The sequence below is a fragment of the Flocculibacter collagenilyticus genome (assembly GCF_016469335.1).
Taxonomy (GTDB): domain Bacteria; phylum Pseudomonadota; class Gammaproteobacteria; order Enterobacterales; family Alteromonadaceae; genus Flocculibacter; species Flocculibacter collagenilyticus.
The window spans coordinates 2035311-2057096 of record NZ_CP059888.1; the positions used below are offsets into that span (position 1 = coordinate 2035311).

Below are 21786 nucleotides of genomic sequence, written 5' to 3' on the forward strand. Positions count from 1 at the left end.
ATTATCGAAGATACGCATAATTTTGCCCTTTTAAAAATGCATCATATCTTAGAACTATAGGATTAAAACTCAAAAAGTACGAGTTTTATAGCAATTGCTAATAACAACACGCCAAAAACACCATTCACAATATAACTATTTCGCTGCACCCACTCTCTTACTTTTACACTGCCTAAAAAGTATGACAAGCCACAAAACCACAACCCGGTCGCTATCGCCATGTATATACCGTAAAATGCTTTTATACCTGTTGTGGTTTCCACCGACACCACAATAGAAAATAACGACACAAAAAATAGTGTAGCTTTTGGGTTCAAGCCATTCGTTAAAAACCCCACCATAAATGCTTTTTTCAGCGGGAATTCTTGTTTAGGGTTACCATGCGCTGTGTAGTTATATTTCGGGTTGTGCTGTTTAGTACTTTCTGCACTTGAATGGGTTTGTATTTGTTCCAAAGAAGGATTTTCCACAGCTCTTTCTTTAAGTGCTGCTTTTAATGAAAGAAAGCCTAAATAACCAAGATATAGTGCGCCAATAACTTGAATCATTTGAAGTAACCACGGCGTAGTTTGCAGGACAATTCCAATTCCCACTAAGCTGTAAGTAACATGCACCAGAATCCCAAGAGCGACACCAATACTGGTTACATAAGCCACTCGGCGGCCATGTAATAGTGAATGATTAAGTACTACCGCAAAGTCGGGGCCTGGGCTTGCTACTGCAAGTAAATGAAGTACTACAATGGTTAGAAACTCAGCCCAATATGGTGCAATGGCACTTATCATATAGCGTCTCTTATTTTTCTTATAAATTGATTGTTTGCGCGAATTTTATTGACCAAATTCAAGGTATAAGGCAATTAGCAACGCAGGGAACACCGTTGCAATAATGTCGTATATATCCCATTTCTCACCCCGAATAAACTCGTCCACCGCCTCTTTTGCACCAGCTATAATAAACGTTACAGCTAGCCCCAAGCGAATACCATTAAATCCGTACCAGTTTGCACAATAAAGGGTTATAAAAAATATTGCTGTGCCATAAATTGCATGAGTAACTTTATCTGCATGTGGAAAGCCTGCTAATGCAGGCAAGTACCCTTGAGAGGTCAAATATTTTGAATCTTTAAACAGTTTAGGCATCAGGTACTTATACTTGTATTATACGTACCTATAACTTAACAAATAACCCAAACTTAACAAGCTAATTTTAAAGCGTTTTTAGATACTCAAGTAACGCTTGTTTGTCACTGGCTGATAATGCTACACCAAACTCATGACCTTGATTACTATTGCCTCTCTCTTCTGTGTCGTAGGCTGTTCCTTCGTTTTTTGCTTCAGTACCTTGTGAAACGAATCCTAATTTATTCTCGTCGTACAATATGTAGCCACGATAAAACAAACTCGGGCGTTCAGAAGCGGGCTGTAACAAGTCATACAAAGTAGGCACTGAACCATTATGCAAATACGGTGCGCGCAACCAAATGCCATCTAGATGTTGTGCCACATAACCAATAAGGTCGGCTTCTACTAACCCTTTTCTTTTTAAACCCATTTCATTCACAACATTATTGGCGGCAACAGCATATTGTTTACCCCAAGTGTTTAATCGTTCATCGCTGGTGCCAATTTCATTTAAGGGGTAAGGCGTTCCTGTTCTTTCACTTTCATGGCAGGCGGCGCAATGTTGATTAAATACCAATTTGCCATGCTCCGCTTCTTTTTCATCAATACTAAATGGAAATTGTGGTGCGGGTGTAGAGCCTAAATAATGTTGTAGCCATGCAACTTGCCCAACAAAGTCTTCGCTGTCATGGGGTTCTGCACCCAATAAACCAAGTGCTGAGTCCATAATAACGGAGTAAGCATCATGTGTAGCGCCATCCCAGTTCATTGTCATGTATTCAGGTTCATACTTTTGTAGATTCCAAATCGACGGCATGTCAGATGGTCCATAAGAGTCATCCATTTCTTCACCTATCATAAAGTACTTGGTTAAATTCATTGCGTCGTCGCGGCCTCTTCCCCAGTCAGGAAAATCTTCGCGGTACACCCATGCAAACTGGCTTTCACGTTCTAATAAGCGCTTCTTTGTGAATGGAATAATAATAAAGCGATACAATAACTTGTCGATAAAAGACAAATCATGAATCATGGCTATTTCTTCAAGAATATTATCGGGGTTAAAGCGTGGGTCTTTGGCACAGTCAACCACAAAGGTGAAGAAACCTTCTATGTTAGCGGTATGAGAAGGCCCTGCAGGTACAAAGTGGCGTTTTCCGTTGGGTGTTTTTTTATATACAGCGGTGTGACACACAGCGCAATTATTGCCGACTCTGGGGAAACCAATGGTTTTTTTGGTAAAGCCTACAGGTAACTCAAACCCTTCCTCCCAAGGTACACCCAACGATGCATAGCCGCCATTCCCAGGTAAATATTCAGGAAACATTTTTGGTAACACCATGAATATCCAATATGGTATACCCGCTTCATGCTCGCCCCCAATGGAGCCATACTTAAAACGCATTTCAGGGGTGGCGGTAACCCACGCTTCTTGGGGTTCTTCTCTAAAAAACTTATACCAACCAAAATAGGCAAAGGTTGCAATCAACGCAAGCAGTAGCAAAACTGTGATTAACGACTTACCGTGAGTGTTATGGTGTTTATTTAACATTTTCATATCGATTCTCCGCGTGCTTATCACGCCTGACTCAATATCTAACCGTTAGAGCTAGTGTTAAAACGTTTTCAAATACTCAATAAGCTCGTATTTTTCACTGTTAGATAAATCAGTGCCATACTGCTTGCCTTCATGGCCTTGGTTGCTATTTCCATCTACTGTTGTGTCATAAAGAAAGAATTCTTCTTCGCCATTGTTTGCTTGGTTGGCAATAAAGCCAACGTGTTTAGGATCATACATGTCGTTGCCGCGATAAAAAGTTACGGGTCTTTTTGTGGCGGGTTGAAGCAATGCCCACAATGTTGGCACTGAACCGTTGTGTAAATACGGTGCTCGTAGCCATATTCCGTCTAGCGGAGCATTCGCGTAGCCATGTGTTTTTTTAAAGTTTTTAAAGCGATAACGTTCGTCGCCAGCATAAAGCATTGACTGATTAAGTGCTAATTTTTGGGTATATGAGTCGAGCCGCCACCTGTCTGTATCGATACTTTCGATGGGTTCTACATGCCCTACGCGTTCGCCTGTAAAGTCTCTACCACTTTTGCCGTGGCAACTTGCACAATAATTCTGATATATTTTTTTTCCTTTATTGGCTTTACCTATGTCAACCACAAAGGGGAAAGTGGGTGGTTCAAGTGTTAATAACCAATCTTCAATTTTACCCAATGCTTGATGATCAGTATAAGGAGGGATACCACCAGCACCGAAGGCGGCACTTAAGTTGCGTTCTTCAACTGTGTTATTATTTCCATCCCAATGCAGATCCATTGGCTTACCATCATCACGGCTTTTTCGCGGTCCTTGCAGCCAAATAGAAGGGAAATCGGTAATGCCAATTAATTCTGATGTATTTGCCCGCTGCCAATCCCAATTAAAGACCGCTTTTGCCGAATTAAAGGTGTCTACTCTACCCGGCCCATATTCGGGTTGTTGGTAAATTAAGCTGAGCCTTTGTTCCACTAACTTAAGTCTTTCTTGAGTTAACCAAATAGCGAGTGGATAAGTAAAATATTGGTCAATAATATCTAAATTTGCTCCTAAGCGTTGGACAAGAGGAATTAGCTCTTTAGCTTTGAATTTAGCGTCGTTTACACATTGAAAGAAAAACTGTTGAAACCCCATAATATCAAAGCGATTTGCTGGCATGCCTAACACCAAATGCCTATTACCACTTTTAAGGTTATTAACGACTAAGGCTTCGTCACTTGGCTTAATTTGATATGTACTGGTATGACACACTGCACAATTTAAAAAAACGCGATCTAACCCTAAATGCCGACGAGATGACACACCTACGGGTAAAGTATTGTCTCCCTCGTATATCATCCCTAACGATTCAAACCCGATGTCAGTCGACTTTTTATTTGGCAGCTTATTTTCACAAAGCGTTGGCATCGCACGCCATAACCAATATGGAATACCCAAATTACGCTCACCGCCCAAAGAGCCATATTTAAAATGTGATTCAATGGTGTTGTAAGTCACAGGTTCATCTGGCAGAAAGCGAAACAACAAATAAGTAATCAATATAATTTGAGTAAGTACAATCATTAAGCAAAGTGTTAAAAGTGTGCTGATGCCACGTTGATGAGACGGCCGCGTTGCTGCTTTATAGCGGTAAAAGTTCATATCGGCATCACTTAAACATTATCATTTACTTGTGTTAGCTTAAACGAAACGCACTTAGCATAAAGCAAAGTCGAGTATCCGTTTTTTGCCCCACCACACCTTGCCAAGGTAAACGCCTTTTTCTACCTCGCGTATTTCGTCTCTGATCTTTTTTGCTACAAAAGAGGTTTGACCATAGTCAATTACGATGGTGTCTTTCTCATCCATCCAGCTTTTATCGCGGTATACTTTCGCTACAATAAAGGTAAGGCTAAACGGAGAAATTTTATTAATCAAAATGCCTTTTTCATAATCGGGTGGAAAAAGATCAAACACTTTGCCCTGCCATGCAAACATTCTTGCAAATTGAGCGAAGCGTTTCGCATTGTCTGAACCTGCTACTATTGCGGTTCCTTTCATTTCACCTTTAGGTATTGCCCCAGCAGGTGCCGAGCGATATATATCGTCTAATTCTTCCCTGCTTAGATTAAGCCACTTTTCAATGGTAGGTTGTAATATTCCTTCACTCATAATTTTTTCCACCTTTTTTAACAAACGAATTCGTTCCATGATTTTGCATTTGCCTGAATGCTGCTAATTGCTTATATACCTCTTTTCTTACTTTATTCATTTCTCCTAAAGGTTTGTGTTCTGCCATTGATTGCCAAGGGTTAAAAGCAATGTCCTCACAGTGTTTTATTTGATTGGCCTGATGAAAAATTTGCGGTTCAATTAATATGGTTGCCACTTTAACAAAGGGAGCACTTTCCTCGCTCCAGACAACTGCGGCATTATCAATTGGCATGTTTTCATTCGGAATTCTTGATTGCACCATAAATTCAAAACATGCTGACTGGTTAGATAAATGAGATTTCATCGCATCGTGTAAATAACCGTTATAAAGCTCATCTGGTAACTCACTGGAATAATTTGAGCAAGGTTTGGCCGTGTATTTTACGGCGTTTTCAGCGCCACTCCCCAACTGATAGGGAGTGGCACTCCAGTAGCGAATATCTAACGGGCTAGAATGATGATCTCTTGCTTGGAGTATGGCCCACAATGACCTGAAGTGGCTATTAAATGGGTTTACAAAAAACCACCACAATTTGTCATCATTGATAGCTCGGATAAAATCTAAAAACTCTTCAGAATTTTTTACAAATAAGCTAGGAGCATTATTTAAAATAAAGTCTTGCTCACCGAATGTTCCCCAAATAACAGGATGTTCGGTATTCATTACTTTAATCGACATACCACGCAAGTCTTTTTTGGTGTCATCCATCTTACTAGCGCTGGCAAAACGTATATACGCCGGATACGTTTTTTCTGTACTAAATAGTCCTAACTTTAGCTGCGGCGCAATATCCTCTTCCACGATAAATTTTGCTTGCACACAGCCCAATGTTTTAACTTGATTAAAGCGCTTTACATGTCCGTAATGCTTTGCCCTTGTCAGGCTTATTTCTTTAATCAACGTAACCATTTCATTAGCAACTTGTTGTTGCTGCTGTGTAAGTTCATTACTATTTTCGTTTGCAAATGCATTAATAAGAAAATAGTTAAATACAAATACAATTAATGCGGCAACAAAGCACATGCCAATAATACGGTATAGCATTTTGGGTGATTGTTGGCTCATGGTCTTCACCGTTTTAGCTTTGTGCTCTAACATAATATGCCGCCACAATATAAATTACTTTTGGAATAAGAGGCTTATTCATTAAATGCAGGATCATTTTCAGCTCCTTTTCGAGGTGTCCACTCAAGTGAGTAATACAAGCCTCTGTCTCTATTCCACGGGTCAAACGCATTAATAACTGGAATTAATTCATCTCGTAATGCTGGAATGTTACGCATTAAAATACGCTTCATTGGCGATACTTCAACTAAATGGCCATTGCTTGTTACAGGCTCCATACAGGCAATTTTTCGACCTAATTTTTCGATGCTAAATGGCGCACCGCACTCATTCCAACCTAGTGTATTTGTTAAATGATTATTTAACGTTTTATCTAAGGGGCCGTTATTATTTACCCAATCAATACCAAAGTGAGAGTAAAATTCAGGCCTAAAGCTTGAGGTAAAAAAGCGATCACTAAATAATCGGCGTGACGCATTAATAATAAAAATATGAAATTGCGTTTCAGAAATAGCAAAACCATGTGGCCGAGTACTCTCAGCCAACCATCCCACCACTAAGTCTAAATCTTCAATATTATCGACTTCTGTTCCATCTGCATGACCTAAGCAATCATCAATAAAATCATTCTTTCCTTGATCACCAAATGCTGCTTGATAATGTGCTTTGGCATAAATAGCGCGGTTAGTTTGTACATTAGTAATTATTTTAGATTTGTCGCAGGTATGCGTTCCATAAAGCTTTCTAAGCTTTTTAACCACGGTTTGCTGCTGCGTTAAATCATCCCCTGTAGCATCTTCATTAATAAAGTCATCAAATGAAGTTAAGGACTTTAAACCAATTTGCCTACGCAATTCATTAAACTTTGGAATACCACGTTCCCGGTCGCGAAGGATGTCTAATGCCACAATATCTAGCGTGGCATCTTTGCCCAAATGTGGCATAGCGAGGTTTTGCAAAAAGCGAGGGTGATTATTCAATGCCAAAATACCTAATCGCTGCCTACCCATACTCGCTCCCCACTGTTCAATACCGCGATGCATTTCTTGTGTCGCCTGTCCGCGAATGGTATTTACTACAGGGATTTTTTGTGTAATTTGATTTAAGTTGGTTAAGTCTCCTCTAAAGTCTATTAAGTCTGGTACGAGTGGATGTAGTCGATACACCGAAACAAATTCTTCAGGAAAGTTAAACGGTGAACCAAAATGATTTACACCACCATTAACGTGTTCAATATTGTCGATGCTCCACTTACCTTTAGGGCGCATCAATCCATCTTTATTGAACTCCATATCATTGCCAATGCCAAAAATACCAACCGCCGACACTAAAGCAGAATACAGTTCATTTGCTTTTGTTATTCGCTCTAAATTACCTACCCTATTCGATAATAAGGTAGTAAATGACTCTTTTTTACCTATGACTTTATTAAGCAGCTTTTTGTCAGATTCTTTCTCGATGACATTGAATAAGCCGTACCAATTAGAGTTCATTCCACGATAAAGCGGTTCGTTATAAAGTAATTGTGTCGTCCACTCGATAGTATGTATTTTTGCAATTTCTGCCGACACCACCAAACGTGCGATTTCAAATAACTCGTCATCTGTTATCTCGGCATAGGTTTTGGTTTTGCTAATATCGTTTTTATTAACGATCCCAGAATCTTTATTGCCATTCAGTTTTTGCATCAGCCTGAAGGCATCAACAAAACTGTTATGTTCTCGTACAAACAGATTATGTAGAAAGCTTAATCCTATGTTCCAGTTATCAGGAAATGCTGCTGACTCTTGCCCTCTCCAATGCGGAGGAAATTTACAATCTTTGCATGAATCAATGGCAGGTAAGTAACCTTCAGCAGTTAGCACTGACTGATTGGTTGAAGCATTAAAGTTATTTCTTGCTACCAACTTTAACTTTGCACCGTCTGAGTTTTGCGTGCTTCGAATAACACGATTAAATGATGTGTCATCAAAGCCATAAATTTGTGAGGCATCCCACCAAGCTGAATTCAAATTGCTGGTGGTTTTTGCAGAGCGTGCAATATATTGCCTTTTGTTATGAGAAAATGTTTTTTCACCTGAATCATCTTCTATTAGCACGCGTTCAGGCGCAAATTTTGGGCTACAGCCTGTTTCCTTAGATACATTGTCGCTGCATCCTGCATCACGCTTTGTGCCTTTCTCGTTGTGTCCTTCTTTTAAGTGCGCAAACCAGTCGTGTGTCATAAACTGGATCCAAAATGCAGCAATCACATTAAAAAATGGCGCTTTGGCATAACTACAATTGGCATCAGAGGAATAGGTAGGCGGTTTACCGTTTTTGCTTGGTTCTAAAATAACGCCATAGCCTGAGTTACATTGTTCATTCTTAGTCGCGCCAACCATTGCATCACGATTAAATAATTCGTAACTAATAATTTGTGGATTTGGATGGAGTATGGATGCAAGGCGGTTACCATGGCGGTTTTTCACCATTTCTGATTGCGACAAGTCAGGATAAGTCGCATCAAAATTTACATTACGAGCAAATAAGGTGTTTGTTGAACCCATTTTAGGATTATACAAATCATTACATATCCCTTCCGTTGTGCGGTGAGTAATCAGGTTTATTCCACAGGTTTGCTCGCCATTTTCTAAAACAATGTCATCACTGTATTTTTGAAGTTGAATGCCGCTAAACTGCATTTCCGGCCACTTTTTAATATTTCTGCCTAATGTTTTTCCTTGCCCTTTTACATAAGTTTCGTAGGTGTAATTATCAAATAAGTTAAGGTTAATTAGCTCCATGCGCTGTACTTCTAAATCAAGTAATGCGCCGGTTACGCCTTTAAAATTATGCGACATTAATTTATCTAAATTGGTTGTCGCATCTTTTTCTAGTCTTATTGAGAACAGATCAGGAGACTTATCTCGGCCTTCATAAGTGCTGGATAAGTCGCCTGTTGCATAATAGTGCCCCCAGTCTACCCAAGGATTAGACTGGCTTTTTTCGACACTACCGCCTCGACACACAATGGCGTTAATAGTTGTAGGTGAGCCAAGAAATCGAGAGTTCTGATCGTTATGATCCGCTTTTAATTGCTTTATTGCAGACGCTATTTCTTTGGTAGTACTACATTTTAAAGTACTTTGGTTGGTTTTATTTGTAGTTGCACTTTTACTGGTGTTGTTGTTATCGCCACAACCAGACAACGCCACAATCACCCCTAGCAAGATAGGGTTTAAAATTGCACAGTGCGCCTTATCATTTACTAGCCTTTGTTTAAATTCCATTTTGTCACCTACAGTAATTTACGTTTCCATACGGCTGGTACTTTGTTAAAGCGGTAAGTCACTCGCCACGGAAGACGCAAGGTTAACGTTGCTAAAATGACGATGTAACAGAAAGTACACTGATAATTAGAAATAAACGCTCTTCAGTGCCAAGACAAATTAACGAGGTGAAATAATACGAGGTAGTGTTATTGCTAATCATTAGCATCAAATTACATCCTTCATCTAAGGTATAGTTTAATAATAATGATTATTCAAATTTTAAATTTATCCTGTTAAATAGAATCCAATTACAGCACCGTGTTACAGAGTGGCGTTAAAGAATGGTGTTAAAAAGTGAGATTACAGTGGAGATGATTTAAATTGACTGGACCATTGCACCGTTTTGCCCGATACCGTTTGATATTCAATTGAAATCTGCCAACGCATATCAGGGTCACTGCATGCACCTAAAAACGTTTTAGCCTCAACTAAGCCGGTCTCTTCATTAGTATCAAACACTAAGGGAATATGTCCCATATACATGCTGGCACCTTCTATCTTGCCTTTTGCTGAAATTATTTCTTTAGATTTAAACGCGATAGTCAATTCTTCTTCCACAGGAATGTAGGTAGGAAAGATAGAAAGTAAAGAATTCGGGGGTAAAAAACAGTTTGTTTGACCTATATCACATACCTCTTTACTTATATTTGGTCTACTCTTGTACTTAATTTGTTGATAGTAATGGCTAATAGCGACAACTAAACTCAAAAATATAAGTGATAAAACAAGTTTCAGGCTGGGACTACTTTTTAGTTTTGTAAGCATGGATAGCGACGGGTGCAAAAATAAAAAACGCATTGTACGTGAATAAATTTTTGCAAACCACCATGAGCTGTACGGAATATGACCACTTAGTTGAATATACTTATATTTTTAAAGGTTATCGCTATCTTTTTTATGGCAAAAACATTATTATCCACGCCCAAAATATAGGCTAATTCTGTGTTTTACAAGTGCAAGCGTAAAACCAAATTAAAACTTTGTAGGGCCATTTATCATTCAAGCTAATTAAAGATGCATCAGATCATCAAGTCGTCACTTTGTTAAGCCATCATGCTTAACACTAAAACGTTACTTAGGTGCACCTTTAAATAATAAGAATAAGTAAATGGGAATGACTAACGCAATCTATATTGCAGCGGAACGTAACATGAGCCAATCAGCAACAACAGAAAGTAATTACAACTATACAGTTGTTCGTCAGTTTACTGTCATGACAGTAATCTGGGGTATCGTGGGAATGTCAATTGGTGTATTAATTGCAGCTCAGCTATTTTGGCCAGAGCTTAACTTCAATACACCTTGGCTAACCTATTCTAGACTACGACCTTTACACACAAATGCAGTTATTTTTGCATTTGGTACAAGTGCATTATTTGCTACTTCATACTATGTAGTGCAACGAACTTGTCAGGTGCGACTATTCTCCAACTTCTTATCTTCATTTACGTTTTGGGGATGGCAAGCAGTCATTGTTGCTGCAGCAATAACGCTACCAATGGGCTTAACGTCAAGTAAAGAATATGCAGAGCTTGAGTGGCCAATTGATATCTTAATCGCTGTCGTATGGGTTGCATATTTAGTTAACTTTTTCGGGACTATGATGATCCGTAAAGTTAGCCACATATATGTAGCAAACTGGTTCTATGGCGGCTTCATTATTACCGTTGCTGTACTTCATATTGTAAACAGCATGGCGATTCCTGTTTCATTAACTAAGTCTTACTCCATGTATTCAGGTGCAGTAGATGCAATGATACAGTGGTGGTATGGCCATAACGCAGTTGGGTTCCTTTTAACAGCTGGTTTCTTAGGTATGATGTACTACTTTGTACCAAAGCAAGCGGGTCGTCCTGTTTATTCATACCGCTTATCAGTGGTTCACTTCTGGGCACTAACGTCTCTTTACATCTGGGCTGGTCCTCACCACTTGCACTACACAGCGTTACCAGACTGGACGCAGTCATTAGGTATGGTGATGTCAGTAATCTTATTCTTACCAAGCTGGGGCGGCATGATCAACGGTATCATGACTCTTTCTGGTGCTTGGGGTAAATTACGCCACGACCCTATTCTACGTTTCTTAATTGTTTCTCTTTCTTTCTACGGCATGTCTACATTTGAAGGCCCAATGATGGCAATCAAATCAGTAAATGCACTTTCTCATTACACTGATTGGACCGTAGGCCATGTGCACTCTGGTGCACTAGGTTGGGTAGCAATGATTTCAATTGGTGCTGTTTATCACCTTATTCCACCTTTATTTGGTCAAGGCCGTATGTATAGCCACAAACTTATTAACACACACTTCTGGTTACACACTGTTGGCGTAGTTTTATACATCGTTGCAATGTGGATTTCAGGTGTAATGCAAGGCCTAATGTGGCGTGCTGTAAACAGCGATGGCACATTAACGTACAGCTTTGTTGAAAGTTTACAAGCATCGTACCCGTTCTACTTTGTACGTTTCTTAGGTGGTTGCTTCATCGTTACAGGTATGCTGCTTATGGCTTACAATATGTTCCGCACAATTGCCTCTGAAAAGGGCACATTGAAAGCCGAATTACAACCAGCGTAAGGAGTAAGTAATGAAAAATCATCACGAAATAATTGAAAAAAATGCTGGTTTGATCGCAATCTTTACTGTGATTGCGATTAGCTTTGGAACATTAGTGGAAATCACACCACTTATGTTCCAAAAAGATACTAACGAGCCAATCGATGGTCTTAAGCCATTAACAGCCCTTGAAATGGAAGGTCGCGATATCTATATCCGCGAAGGTTGTAATAACTGTCACAGCCAAATGATCCGTCCATTCCGTGCAGAAGTAGAGCGCTATGGTCACTACTCTGTTGCTGGTGAGCATGTTTGGGAGCACCCTTTCCTTTGGGGCTCTAAACGTACTGGCCCTGATTTGGCACGTGTTGGCCAGCGTTATTCTGACGATTGGCATTATGCACACTTATACGATCCACGCTCTGTAGTACCTGAATCTAATATGCCTGCTTTCCCTTGGTTAGCTGAAAATGTATTAGATGGCGAGCTAACTGCTAAAAAGTTTGAAGTATTTAATCGACTAACTGAAGGTCGTACACATAAAGACGAAGCTGGTAATTATATTCCTCTGTATTCGCAAGAAGATATTGCCAATGCGAAAGCAGCAGTTGCAGGTAAAACTGAAATGGAAGCGTTAATTGCATATTTACAACAACTAGGTACACACCTTAAGTAATTATGGATTACGGAACTTTCAGAGGCGTTTTTACGCTGGTTTTATTGGTACTTTTTATCGCTATTGCTGTTTGGGCTTATAGCAAAAGAAGAAAAAATGAGTTCGATGAAGCTGCCAATCTCGTGTTTGACGACGAGGATAAGCACAAAAAGGCAGTAGCGAAAGATAAACAGGAGTCAGAAAATGACTAGTTTTTGGAGTGGATGGATAATTGTTTTAACGTTGGCATGTTTAGTCGTCTGTTTTGGACTACTAGTGTGGAATTTGAAAAACTACACACATGTTGAAGAAGGCGAATCAATGGGCCACACCTTTGATGGCATTGAAGAACTTAATAACCCGCTACCTAAATGGTGGACTTACATGTTCTTCGTTGTGTTCATTTGGAGTGCTATCTACTTGATATTCATGCCGGGCATGGGTACATGGGAAGGCTTATTTAAATGGACGTCTTCAAACCAAGGCATCAAGTCACTTGCAGAGTCTGCACAAGCAGTTGAAACGAACCGCGCTGAAGGTAAATATGTTCAGTTAGACGTTGAAAATGTTAAAGCTGAAGAGCGTTTTGGCCCGGTTTTCGAACAATTTGCAAAACGTGATATTTTGGATTTGGCTTACGACACTGATGCGCTTAAAGTGGGTCAACGCTTGTTTATTCAAAACTGCTCGCAGTGTCATGGTTCTGATGCGCGTGGCCAAACTGGCTTCCCAGACTTAACGGATAAAGACTGGTTATACGGTGGAACACCTGCTCAGATCAAAGAAACATTATTGTATGGTCGTAAAGCGGCAATGCCACCGTGGGGTGCTGCATTAGGCGAAGATGGCGTTAAACATATGACCGCTTATGTACTAAGTTTAAGTGGCCGTAAAGTTAATGACAAAGATGCCGCTGCTGGTAAAGCAAAGTTTGCGATGTGTGCTGCATGTCATGGTATGGACGGTAAAGGAAGCCTCGCTAATAATCTACCAATGGGTGCACCAGACTTAACTGATAATATTTGGTTATATGGTGGCTCAGCAGGCGCAATTGAAGCAACGCTTGAAAATGGCCGTAATGGTGTAATGCCTGCATGGAAAGACATTTTAGGTGAAGATAAAGTACATATTCTTACTGCTTATGTTTACCGCTTGTCTAACCCAGAAAGCAAAGAAAATTAATTTACAGTTTAAAATGTGTAAATAATATAAAAAGCCCCATTTTTGGGGCTTTTTTGATAGATATATCTGCACTAACTCTTTAAAATTCACCCTTAGCATTTCTTCCCCGTTAGGAACATTAGGTTGTATGAACAAGTCTCCCATTTGGTATAAGCAATTTTGGCCATGGTTTATCATTATCTTACCGCTCACAGCAGTTGTTGCCGGTATCATTACGTTATTCATTGCGCTTGATAAGTCACCTGAAATGGTGGTTGATGAATATTACAAAAAGGGCAAAGCGATTAACCTCGATTTAAGCAAATACCATCAAGCTGAAAAGATGGGTATTTCGATGGCACTTGCAATTTCAGACTCGGAGCTAGCCGTTAACTTTACTAAAGTTCCAAGACAACCGATTTCAGCACTAAAAGTTGCTTTCTATCACCCTACTCTAGCTAATAAAGATTTTTCATTACTACTCACGTCTGATGCACATGGCACATATCGCCATCAATTAGAGCAGCCCATTACGGGTGCTTGGGATGTAACCCTATCTCCGCATGATGATGTTTGGAAATTACGACAACGCGTTGCTTTACCAAGAAAAGACACTATCGTATTTGAGCCAAAATAATGAGTAGCAAGTGTTTCCATTGTAATGAAGACGTTCCTAATGAATTTAATGTCTTCATTCGATTTAAAGAAGAATTACAACCCGTATGCTGCTATGGCTGTGAAGCAGTAACGAACGAAATCCTAGAAAACGGGCTGGAAGATTACTACACCTTTCGCACCGACAGTGCATTAAAGGCAGAAGGATTGTCTGACGACTTAAATAGTTTGTTAGATACCTTTGATGATAATGACTTTCAACAAGATTTTTTAGTTGATTTAGACCATTCAAAGGAAACGCATCTTAAATCAGTTGTATTATCGATTGAAGGGATGACCTGTGCAGCATGCGCTTGGTTAATTGAGCGAGATTTAAATAAACTAAACGGTGTGACTCAAGTTAATGTGAATTCTACAAGTTTACGCGCAAGTGTAACGTGGGATACGCGCCAGTTATCACTAAGTGATATTTTAAAAAACATACACCGTATCGGTTACCAAGCGTTGCCATTCAACCCAGACGACGAAGAGCAAAAGCGCAATCAAGAAAACAAAAACTATATTGTGCGTTTAGGTGTTGCTGGCATAATGACAATGCAAGTGATGATGCTTGCATTTGCATTGTATTTTGGGGTGTTCGAAGGAATTGAGCAATCTCACCAAGATTACTTGCAATGGATAAGCTTAATACTGTCAACCCCTGTTATTTTTTATTCAGCTTTTCCCTTTCTTCATCAAGCGTTTAATGCATTAAAACGCAAGTCTCTAAATATGGAAGTGCCTGTTAGCATTGCAATTTATGGCGCGTATACTGCCTCAGCTGTGGCAACCGTTAATAACACAGGCGAAGTGTATTTTGAATCCATTTGTATGTTCACCTTCTTACTTTTACTAGGTAAATACCTAGAATTCAGAGCAAGAATGAGAGCGACAGAGTTTTCGGTAAACTTGTTAAAATACATCCCTATTAACGCTAGGTTATTGCAAAACAATCAAACAACTAATATTCCCGCAAAAAAACTTAATATTAACGACGTTATATTAGTTAAAGCAGGTGAAATCATTCCTGCTGATGCTGAAATTATTACCGGCATTACATCAGTCAATGAAGCAATGATGACCGGGGAACATGCACCTGTTACTAAGCAAGAAAAGGACACTGTGTTTGCAGGTACCGTTAATCATGACGGTGTAATCACAGCTAAGGTTTTACAGCGCTTTGAAAACAACCGCATCAATTCAATCATTGCCTTACAAGATAAAACATTACTCAGTCGCCCTTCCGTTTCAAAGCTAACCGACCTCGTAGCACAATGGTTTACACTAATTTTGCTTACGATTGCGACACTGACCTATTTTTATTGGACGCATAACGATAATCCGCATGCTTTTTGGATTACCATTTCCGTTTTAGTGGCGACCTGTCCTTGTGCATTAAGTTTAGCGACCCCAACAGCGCTTACTGGGGCAATTGCATCATTAACCCGCTCTGGCATCATCATAAAAAAAGATCATGTATTTGAAACGGTTAGAAAATTAACTCACTTTGCTTTTGATAAAACGGGCACATTAACACAAGGTGAGTTTGCCATTGAGCATGTCGAATGCATTGAACCAAAATACAGTAAAACAGCGGTATTAAGTTTAGCCGCAGGTTTAGAGGCCTACTCCGAACACCCAATTGCAAAAGCCTTTGCACATATTGATAAAACAGAGGTAACAAATATTGCGGTCGTTGCAGGTTATGGTATCACTGGTAACCATAATGCAGACACGCTGTATTTCGGCAAACATAAAAGTACTGCGTATGAAGACTTTCAATCTGTACTAACCATTAACGACCAGCCAATCGCTTATTTTAAGTTCACTGATATACTTCGAGAAAATGCTCCCCAAACCATCGCGCAACTTAGTGAACAACATATCGAACCGTTAGTTTTAACAGGTGATAACAGTATGGCTGCTGAACAAGTAGCAAACACACTTCACATTAATACGATTAAAAAAGGCTGCACCCCTGTCGATAAAGTACACGAGATAGAGCAGCTTACCCAGCAAGGTGCTATTGTAGGTATGATTGGCGATGGGATAAACGACAGTCCTGTGTTTAACGCTAGTCACTTATCTATTGCAATGAATAGCGGTGCAGATATTGCTAAATCAACTGCCGATGTTATTTTAACTAAAAATGATCTTAGCGGCTTAAGCCAGCTAATTAAGAAAACCCACTTTACCTATCGTGTAATAAAACAAAATTTAGCGTGGGCATTAGGTTACAATTTAGTCATACTACCAATTGCTATCTCTGGTAATTTACCGCCTTGGTTAGCTGTTATCGGCATGTCGGGTAGCTCTCTTATCGTTGTAATAAACTCACTAAGGCTAGCAAAAGTATGAGCGTAATATATTTATTAATTCCAATCGCAATCATTTTTGTAGTTGTCGCCATATTTATTTTTCGTTGGGCAGTAAAGTCTAACCAGTTTAATGACTTAGATAAGCAAGGCTACTCTATTTTATTTGATGACGACGTAAAAAAAACTAATCAAGAAAATACGGATCACAACGTTACAATCATTGCCAATAATAAAAATGACACTACCAATAAAATTGACACCAACCATAAAAGCTAAATGACAGACTTTATTCAACTTTTTATCAGCGCCTTTGTTATTGGTTTATTGGGTGGTGCGCATTGTGTTGGCATGTGTGGTGGCGTTGTTAATGCGCTAAGTTTTGCGATTCCCGCTGGTAAACACCCCACCCCTTACCTTTTACTTTATAACTTCGGCAGGATCATCAGTTATATTGTTGCTGGCACAATTGTTGGTGCTTTTAGCGCATCAATACTTACATTTTCAGACAACGCTGTAATACACCTGCGCTTTTTATCTAGCTTATTTCTTATCTTAGTAGGGTTATACATCGCTAAGTGGTGGTCTGGCTTACTTATGTTAGAAAAAGCAGGTAAACCCTTGTGGCGCATTATAAAAAAGCTAAATAAGTATGTGGTGCCTGTAAAAAGTTATCCGCGTGCTTTTTTGTATGGTGCAATTTGGGGATGGTTACCTTGTGGACTGGTATACAGCACGCTCACTTGGTCGTTAACAACGGGTTCAAGTTACGGTGGCGCAACTATTATGCTTGGTTTTGGTTTAGGTACATTACCCGCGGTTTTAGGTTTAGGCTATTTCAGTGGTCAACTAAATCAATTACTTGCTAAACCGCTTTATAGAAGTATAGCGGGCGTTATTTTAATTATGTGGGGCACCGCCCTTATTTTACTTGATGTAAATCAACTTCTGCTTTAATCTTGCCGCTGTTTTGAGTCTATAGATGTTAACAATATCGCTTTGTTTATTTTACTCAAGCTATTCGCCCAAAACTCTGCCAACAAGTATGTATTTTTAGTAGGACGGCTATATGGAATCTAACACCTCTCATGCAAAAGCGAAAAAAATAAGCGTAAATTGCCAAAACTGTAGTATTAGCGAATTATGCTTACCTTTTTCGTTGTCGGACGACGAACTAACCAAGTTAGATGACATTATTGAACGCAAAAAGCCTTATCAAAAAGGTCAGTATATATTTGCAGCCGGTGAGCCCATGAAGTCAATTTATGCTATTCGCTCTGGTTCGTTTAAGTCGTATATCAATACTGTAAGTGGCGACGAACAAATTACCGCATTCCACTTACCTGGCGATATTATTGGTTTCGATGCCATAGCTGAAAATAAGCACCAAAGCTTCGCAGAAGCCCTAGAAACATCTATGGTGTGCGAAATCCCTTACGAAATTTTAAGTAAACTATCAGGCGATATGGTAAAGCTTAGGCAGCAAATTATGCGCTTAATGAGTGGTGAAATTCAAAACGACCAAACTCTATTAATGTTACTTAATAAAAAAACAGCAGAAGAACGATTAGCAGCTTTCTTAACCAATTTATCTAAACGTTTTGCAGCCCGAGGATTTTCTGATAAACAATTTAGACTAACCATGACACGCTCTGAAATAGGTAACTATTTAGGCTTAACGGTAGAAACAATTAGCAGGCTGCTAAGTAAATTACAAAAATCGAATGTGATTACTGTTGATGGTAAATTAATTAGCATCATAAACTACGAACAACTTACCGCCATTTCGGGCATATCCCCACATTGTGAGATTTAGCAACGTTTAACGCTGTGCCACTCCGCTGGCGCAGTTGAATTTAATGTTCGCTTAAATAGTTTGATCTAACACAATATTTTATTTATCAAACGCTCTATGATTAACTACACTTGTTAACATGATTATAAGTAAATGTAGTTTTTTGTCGGAGGTAAGTAATGGAAAAATTAAGCAATCTTCTTGTGGTACTCGATCCCACATCAGAGGAACAAAAAGCCCTACTAAGAGCAATAGAATTTTCACAAAAGCACCCGTGCAAACTAACCGTATTCCTGTCTATTTACGATTTTTCGTATGAAATGACTACTATGCTCTCTTCTGATGAAAGAGAGTCAATGCGACAAGCAGTGATCACCGACCGTGAAGAGTGGATACATGAACTTTTTTCTACCCTTTCCGTCGATCCCAGCGAAATAGATATTAAAGTGGTATGGCATAACCGACCTTACGAAGCCATTATTGAACAAGTAAAAGAACATGGTTATAACCTCGTCGTTAAAGGCACCCATCAGCACGACACATTAAAGTCGGTTATTTTCACACCTACTGATTGGAATATTCTACGTAAGTGTCCTTGCCCAGTATTATTAGTAAAAGAGCACGCATGGCCAGCAAACGGTAATATTCTAGCGGCAGTTAATGCTGGCTCTGAAGAAGATGCGCATCAATCACTTAACAGTAAAATTATTGAAGAAGCACAGCATTTGGCAGATATCATCGGCGCCAAAGTGCATCTCGTAAATTCATACCCAGGAACACCCGTAAATATTGCAATTGAAATTCCCGAATTCGATCCTCAAGAATATAACGCATCAATGAAACACCATCATATTAGCGCGGTAGAAAAGCTCGCGACACTCAACAACATCCCTATTGAAAATACTCATGTTGTAGAAGGTTTACCCGAGGATGTAATACCTCATGTATCAAAACAAATAGATGCGGAGCTAGTCGTTATGGGTACGATTGGTAGGACGGGATTATCAGCAGCATTAATCGGTAATACCGCTGAGCACGTGATTGATAGCTTACACTGCGATGTATTAGCGCTAAAACCCGTGGGCTACAATACTTAATACAAAATTTATTCTGTAATATTCCTTAAATCAAGCACCTATTCATATAGGTGCTCAGGGCAAGAGCATTTTAATTTCCCCTCAGAAGTAACTCGGCTCTAAAATCATCATCTAATGCCGCCATTTTTAGCTTTCGTTTCATGCTGGCTTTTTTCGTTGTATCTGTTTTCACAATATTCAACGCCAATTTTCTAAATGCATTCATGACTTCAGCTGCATTGCCCCGCCTAATACGTGAATCGTCTTCATGGAATGTCATATCTAGCGTCCAGTGTAAGCAGTTTTCAACGCCCCAGTGATTGCGAATTATGCCATTTAATCGTTCTGCATTTAGTCCTAATGAGCTGATGTAATAACGCGTTTCGGAAGTCATTTTATCTCCAATATGACGCTTAGATTCTACACTGAACCGTTTGAATACTGCTCCAGTTTTCATTATCAATTGGTTATCCAATGTTATCAATTTCCAATTGGGTACACGTTCTTTCTTCTATTCGACCATGGCCGCTGTCAATGTGCTCATAAATACTATGAGCTGTGTTAGCGAGTTTTTCTCTGTGGCACTTATGAAACCATGCTTGAACCTCTTCATTGAGTGTACTTTGATTGCCTTTTAGTGCAATGACGTAATCAGCACCTTTGGATTGAATTTTCTTTGTAATTGCGTGCTGACATCCCATGGCGTCTAACGTAACGGTTGCACCTTTTACATCAAGTAAATCCAGCAGCTTGGGGATGGCTGTTATCTCATTGGATTTATCATCTACTTTTTGTTGTCCTAGTACCAGACCATTGCCACAACTCCATGCACTGACCATATGCAACGGGTTCTTTCTGTCTTTGGTTGTGAAGCTTCTACGAGCGGCTTTTCCATCAATGGCGATAACTTCGCCATCCACTTGCTCGGCGATTTCATTTACCCAATTGATAAAGCTGGTTTGAATGGCTACAGGGTCTAAACGGCTCATTACTCGGGCTATGGTGTCATGCTTGGGAATACCATTTGCAAAGGGGAGATAACGCTTTAACCAGTCAATTTTTACATGTCCGAAATCTTCGATATCTTCCCAGCCTTCTGCGCCTGATAGCACGGCACAGATAGATAAAAATAAAATATCTATCAACTCATGCTTTTTACAACGGTCTATTCGCGGGTCTTCTATGATGGAAAAGTAAGTGATGAAGTTGTTGGTCATGCTAGGAAACCTGTAGTTATTATTTCCCGCTCTGATCATGAAACTATCATTTAGTTCAATTTATAATGATCTTGCCCTGTATAGGTGCTGCACACACTCCCTTTCATTTTGCTAATCATCAGATCAAACTATATAATATGCCGCCTTTTAAACGATGATCTAACTAGTGGTGGTTACCTAGATGTCACATGCTAAACAAGCCAAAGAACAGTATAACTTTAACAAACTACAAAAGCGGTTGCGCCGCAATGTAGGCCAAGCAATTGCAGACTTCAACATGATTGAAGAAGGCGACAAAGTTATGGTTTGCCTTTCAGGTGGTAAAGACAGCTACACCATGCTTGAAATATTGCGTAATTTACAAGCAAGCGCCCCTATTTCGTTTGATATAGTTGCCGTTAATTTAGATCAAAAGCAACCCGGATTTCCTGAGCACGTCCTCCCTGAATACCTAGATAGTATTGGCGTTGATTATCAAATTATTGAAGAAGACACCTATTCCATTGTTGTCGATAAGATTGAGCCTGGCAAAACCACTTGTTCACTATGTTCTCGTTTGCGTAGAGGAATTCTTTATACGACTGCTAAAAAAATAGGTGCAACAAAAATAGCACTTGGCCATCATCGCGATGACATGCTCGAAACCTTATTTTTAAACATGTTCTACGGCGGAAAAATGAAATCAATGCCGCCAAAGTTAAAAAGCGACAATAACGAGCACGTGGTTATTCGTCCTTTGGCTTATTGTAAAGAAAAAGACATCGCCACATTTTCACAATTAAAAGGTTTTCCGATCATTCCGTGTAACCTATGTGGCTCGCAAGAAAATTTACAGCGAAAAGTTATAAAACAAATGCTAAACGACTGGGACAAACAATTCCCGGGTCGTATCGAGACAATGTATAAAGCAATGCAAAACATTGTACCGTCGCACTTAGCTGACACGTCATTATTCGACTTTAAAACACTAAGCACTGAAGATAAAGAAGGCGGCGACGTCGCATTTGACGCACCAGACATCCCAAAAGTGCCTGTTGGTTTAGATGAAGTATCTTCCCAAACGAATACACTGGAATCTAGTGATGTTATTAAAACAATAGAGTTGTGCTAGATAGA

Annotated in this window: 19 protein-coding genes and 1 pseudogene; 11 read left to right on the forward strand and 9 right to left on the reverse strand. The window is 39.5% G+C overall.

Translation table 11 applies throughout. The features are described from left to right. Window positions 1–62: 62 nt before the first annotated feature. The 8 genes from HUU81_RS09025 to HUU81_RS09060 form a co-directional block, all read right to left on the reverse strand. Window positions 63–785: a LysE family translocator gene (locus HUU81_RS09025; RefSeq protein ID WP_199608608.1), complete on the reverse strand. Its 723-nt coding sequence runs from the start codon at window positions 783–785 to the stop codon at window positions 63–65. A 45-nt stretch (window positions 786–830) separates the two neighbouring features. Continuing rightward, entirely contained in the window at window positions 831–1142 is a 312-nt protein-coding gene (locus tag HUU81_RS09030) for a hypothetical protein (protein WP_199608609.1), read from the reverse strand. A gap of 67 nt (window positions 1143–1209) precedes the next feature. Further along, window positions 1210–2679 (reverse strand): c-type cytochrome, encoded by a 1470-nt coding sequence (locus HUU81_RS09035; protein WP_199608610.1) that lies wholly within the window; start codon window positions 2677–2679, stop codon window positions 1210–1212. Between the two features lie 57 nt (window positions 2680–2736). Further along, the gene (locus HUU81_RS09040) at window positions 2737–4308 is read right to left on the reverse strand and encodes a c-type cytochrome (protein ID WP_199608611.1); all 1572 of its coding nucleotides are present in this window, start codon (window positions 4306–4308) and stop codon (window positions 2737–2739) included. Window positions 4309–4362: 54 nt separating this feature from the next. Beyond that, window positions 4363–4818 carry a hypothetical protein gene (locus tag HUU81_RS09045; RefSeq protein WP_199608612.1) on the reverse strand — a complete coding sequence of 152 codons (456 nt, stop codon included), beginning with the start codon at window positions 4816–4818 and terminating at the stop codon, window positions 4363–4365. After that, window positions 4811–5959, reverse strand: coding sequence for a catalase (locus HUU81_RS09050; protein WP_199608613.1), 1149 nt, complete (start codon window positions 5957–5959; stop codon window positions 4811–4813). Before HUU81_RS09050 ends, HUU81_RS09045 begins: the two co-directional genes overlap by 8 nt. Window positions 5960–6000: 41 nt before the next feature. After that, the gene (locus HUU81_RS09055) at window positions 6001–9198 is read right to left on the reverse strand and encodes a peroxidase family protein (protein ID WP_199608614.1); all 3198 of its coding nucleotides are present in this window, start codon (window positions 9196–9198) and stop codon (window positions 6001–6003) included. 342 nt (window positions 9199–9540) lie between these two features. After that, the gene (locus HUU81_RS09060) at window positions 9541–9786 is read right to left on the reverse strand and encodes a hypothetical protein (protein WP_199608615.1); all 246 of its coding nucleotides are present in this window, start codon (window positions 9784–9786) and stop codon (window positions 9541–9543) included. A gap of 604 nt (window positions 9787–10390) precedes the next feature. On the opposite strand from HUU81_RS09060, the gene ccoN reads away from it, so the two are divergent. The 10 genes from ccoN to uspE all read left to right on the forward strand — a co-directional run bounded on the left by ccoN (window position 10391) and on the right by uspE (window position 19474). Then, a complete protein-coding gene (gene ccoN / locus HUU81_RS09065; RefSeq protein ID WP_199612007.1) occupies window positions 10391–11818 on the forward strand; it encodes a cytochrome-c oxidase, cbb3-type subunit I in 1428 nt (475 codons plus the stop codon). Between the two features lie 10 nt (window positions 11819–11828). Beyond that, window positions 11829–12473 (forward strand): cytochrome-c oxidase, cbb3-type subunit II, encoded by a 645-nt coding sequence (gene ccoO, locus HUU81_RS09070; RefSeq protein WP_199608616.1) that lies wholly within the window; start codon window positions 11829–11831, stop codon window positions 12471–12473. 2 nt (window positions 12474–12475) lie between these two features. Further along, window positions 12476–12664, forward strand: a complete 189-nt coding sequence (locus HUU81_RS09075; RefSeq protein WP_199608617.1) for a cbb3-type cytochrome oxidase subunit 3 — start codon at window positions 12476–12478, stop codon at window positions 12662–12664. Continuing rightward, complete coding sequence (gene ccoP / locus HUU81_RS09080; protein ID WP_199608618.1) at window positions 12657–13634, forward strand: cytochrome-c oxidase, cbb3-type subunit III; 978 nt, start codon at window positions 12657–12659, stop codon at window positions 13632–13634. Before HUU81_RS09075 ends, ccoP begins: the two co-directional genes overlap by 8 nt. Before the next feature lie 127 nt (window positions 13635–13761). Continuing rightward, on the forward strand, window positions 13762–14250 hold the full coding sequence (locus HUU81_RS09085) for a FixH family protein (RefSeq protein ID WP_199608619.1): 489 nt from the start codon (window positions 13762–13764) through the stop codon (window positions 14248–14250). Next, window positions 14250–16625: a heavy metal translocating P-type ATPase gene (locus tag HUU81_RS09090; protein ID WP_199608620.1), complete on the forward strand. Its 2376-nt coding sequence runs from the start codon at window positions 14250–14252 to the stop codon at window positions 16623–16625. Before HUU81_RS09085 ends, HUU81_RS09090 begins: the two co-directional genes overlap by 1 nt. Beyond that, window positions 16622–16861, forward strand: coding sequence for a cbb3-type cytochrome oxidase assembly protein CcoS (gene ccoS, locus HUU81_RS09095; RefSeq protein WP_199608621.1), 240 nt, complete (start codon window positions 16622–16624; stop codon window positions 16859–16861). The genes HUU81_RS09090 and ccoS overlap by 4 nt, the downstream gene beginning before the upstream one ends. Further along, window positions 16862–17539, forward strand: coding sequence for a sulfite exporter TauE/SafE family protein (locus tag HUU81_RS09100; protein WP_199608622.1), 678 nt, complete (start codon window positions 16862–16864; stop codon window positions 17537–17539). Between the two features lie 112 nt (window positions 17540–17651). Then, a complete protein-coding gene (gene fnr, locus HUU81_RS09105; RefSeq protein ID WP_199608623.1) occupies window positions 17652–18398 on the forward strand; it encodes a fumarate/nitrate reduction transcriptional regulator Fnr in 747 nt (248 codons plus the stop codon). Window positions 18399–18556: 158 nt separating this feature from the next. Beyond that, window positions 18557–19474, forward strand: a complete 918-nt coding sequence (gene uspE / locus HUU81_RS09110; RefSeq protein ID WP_199608624.1) for a universal stress protein UspE — start codon at window positions 18557–18559, stop codon at window positions 19472–19474. A 70-nt stretch (window positions 19475–19544) separates the two neighbouring features. On the opposite strand, the pseudogene HUU81_RS09115 reads toward uspE, so the two are convergent. After that, window positions 19545–20670 (reverse strand): annotated as a pseudogene (locus HUU81_RS09115) (ISAs1 family transposase). 181 nt (window positions 20671–20851) lie between these two features. Here HUU81_RS09115 and ttcA point away from each other — a divergent pair. Next, on the forward strand, window positions 20852–21781 hold the full coding sequence (gene ttcA, locus HUU81_RS09120; protein WP_199608625.1) for a tRNA 2-thiocytidine(32) synthetase TtcA: 930 nt from the start codon (window positions 20852–20854) through the stop codon (window positions 21779–21781). The last annotated feature ends 5 nt before the right edge of the window (window positions 21782–21786 follow it).

Coding starts and splice junctions, on each gene's coding strand:
- ccoS (WP_199608621.1), top strand. CDS start 16,622: ATGAGCGTAATATATTTATTAATTCCAATCGCAATCATTTTTGTAGTT.
- HUU81_RS09075 (WP_199608617.1), top strand. CDS start 12,476: ATGGATTACGGAACTTTCAGAGGCGTTTTTACGCTGGTTTTATTGGTA.
- HUU81_RS09050 (WP_199608613.1), bottom strand. CDS start 5,959: ATGTTAGAGCACAAAGCTAAAACGGTGAAGACCATGAGCCAACAATCA.
- HUU81_RS09055 (WP_199608614.1), bottom strand. CDS start 9,198: ATGGAATTTAAACAAAGGCTAGTAAATGATAAGGCGCACTGTGCAATT.
- ttcA (WP_199608625.1), top strand. CDS start 20,852: ATGTCACATGCTAAACAAGCCAAAGAACAGTATAACTTTAACAAACTA.
- ccoP (WP_199608618.1), top strand. CDS start 12,657: ATGACTAGTTTTTGGAGTGGATGGATAATTGTTTTAACGTTGGCATGT.
- HUU81_RS09030 (WP_199608609.1), bottom strand. CDS start 1,142: ATGCCTAAACTGTTTAAAGATTCAAAATATTTGACCTCTCAAGGGTAC.
- uspE (WP_199608624.1), top strand. CDS start 18,557: ATGGAAAAATTAAGCAATCTTCTTGTGGTACTCGATCCCACATCAGAG.
- HUU81_RS09040 (WP_199608611.1), bottom strand. CDS start 4,308: ATGAACTTTTACCGCTATAAAGCAGCAACGCGGCCGTCTCATCAACGT.
- ccoN (WP_199612007.1), top strand. CDS start 10,391: ATGAGCCAATCAGCAACAACAGAAAGTAATTACAACTATACAGTTGTT.
- HUU81_RS09025 (WP_199608608.1), bottom strand. CDS start 785: ATGATAAGTGCCATTGCACCATATTGGGCTGAGTTTCTAACCATTGTA.
- HUU81_RS09035 (WP_199608610.1), bottom strand. CDS start 2,679: ATGAAAATGTTAAATAAACACCATAACACTCACGGTAAGTCGTTAATC.
- HUU81_RS09085 (WP_199608619.1), top strand. CDS start 13,762: ATGAACAAGTCTCCCATTTGGTATAAGCAATTTTGGCCATGGTTTATC.
- HUU81_RS09090 (WP_199608620.1), top strand. CDS start 14,250: ATGAGTAGCAAGTGTTTCCATTGTAATGAAGACGTTCCTAATGAATTT.
- fnr (WP_199608623.1), top strand. CDS start 17,652: ATGGAATCTAACACCTCTCATGCAAAAGCGAAAAAAATAAGCGTAAAT.
- HUU81_RS09100 (WP_199608622.1), top strand. CDS start 16,862: ATGACAGACTTTATTCAACTTTTTATCAGCGCCTTTGTTATTGGTTTA.
- HUU81_RS09045 (WP_199608612.1), bottom strand. CDS start 4,818: ATGAGTGAAGGAATATTACAACCTACCATTGAAAAGTGGCTTAATCTA.
- ccoO (WP_199608616.1), top strand. CDS start 11,829: ATGAAAAATCATCACGAAATAATTGAAAAAAATGCTGGTTTGATCGCA.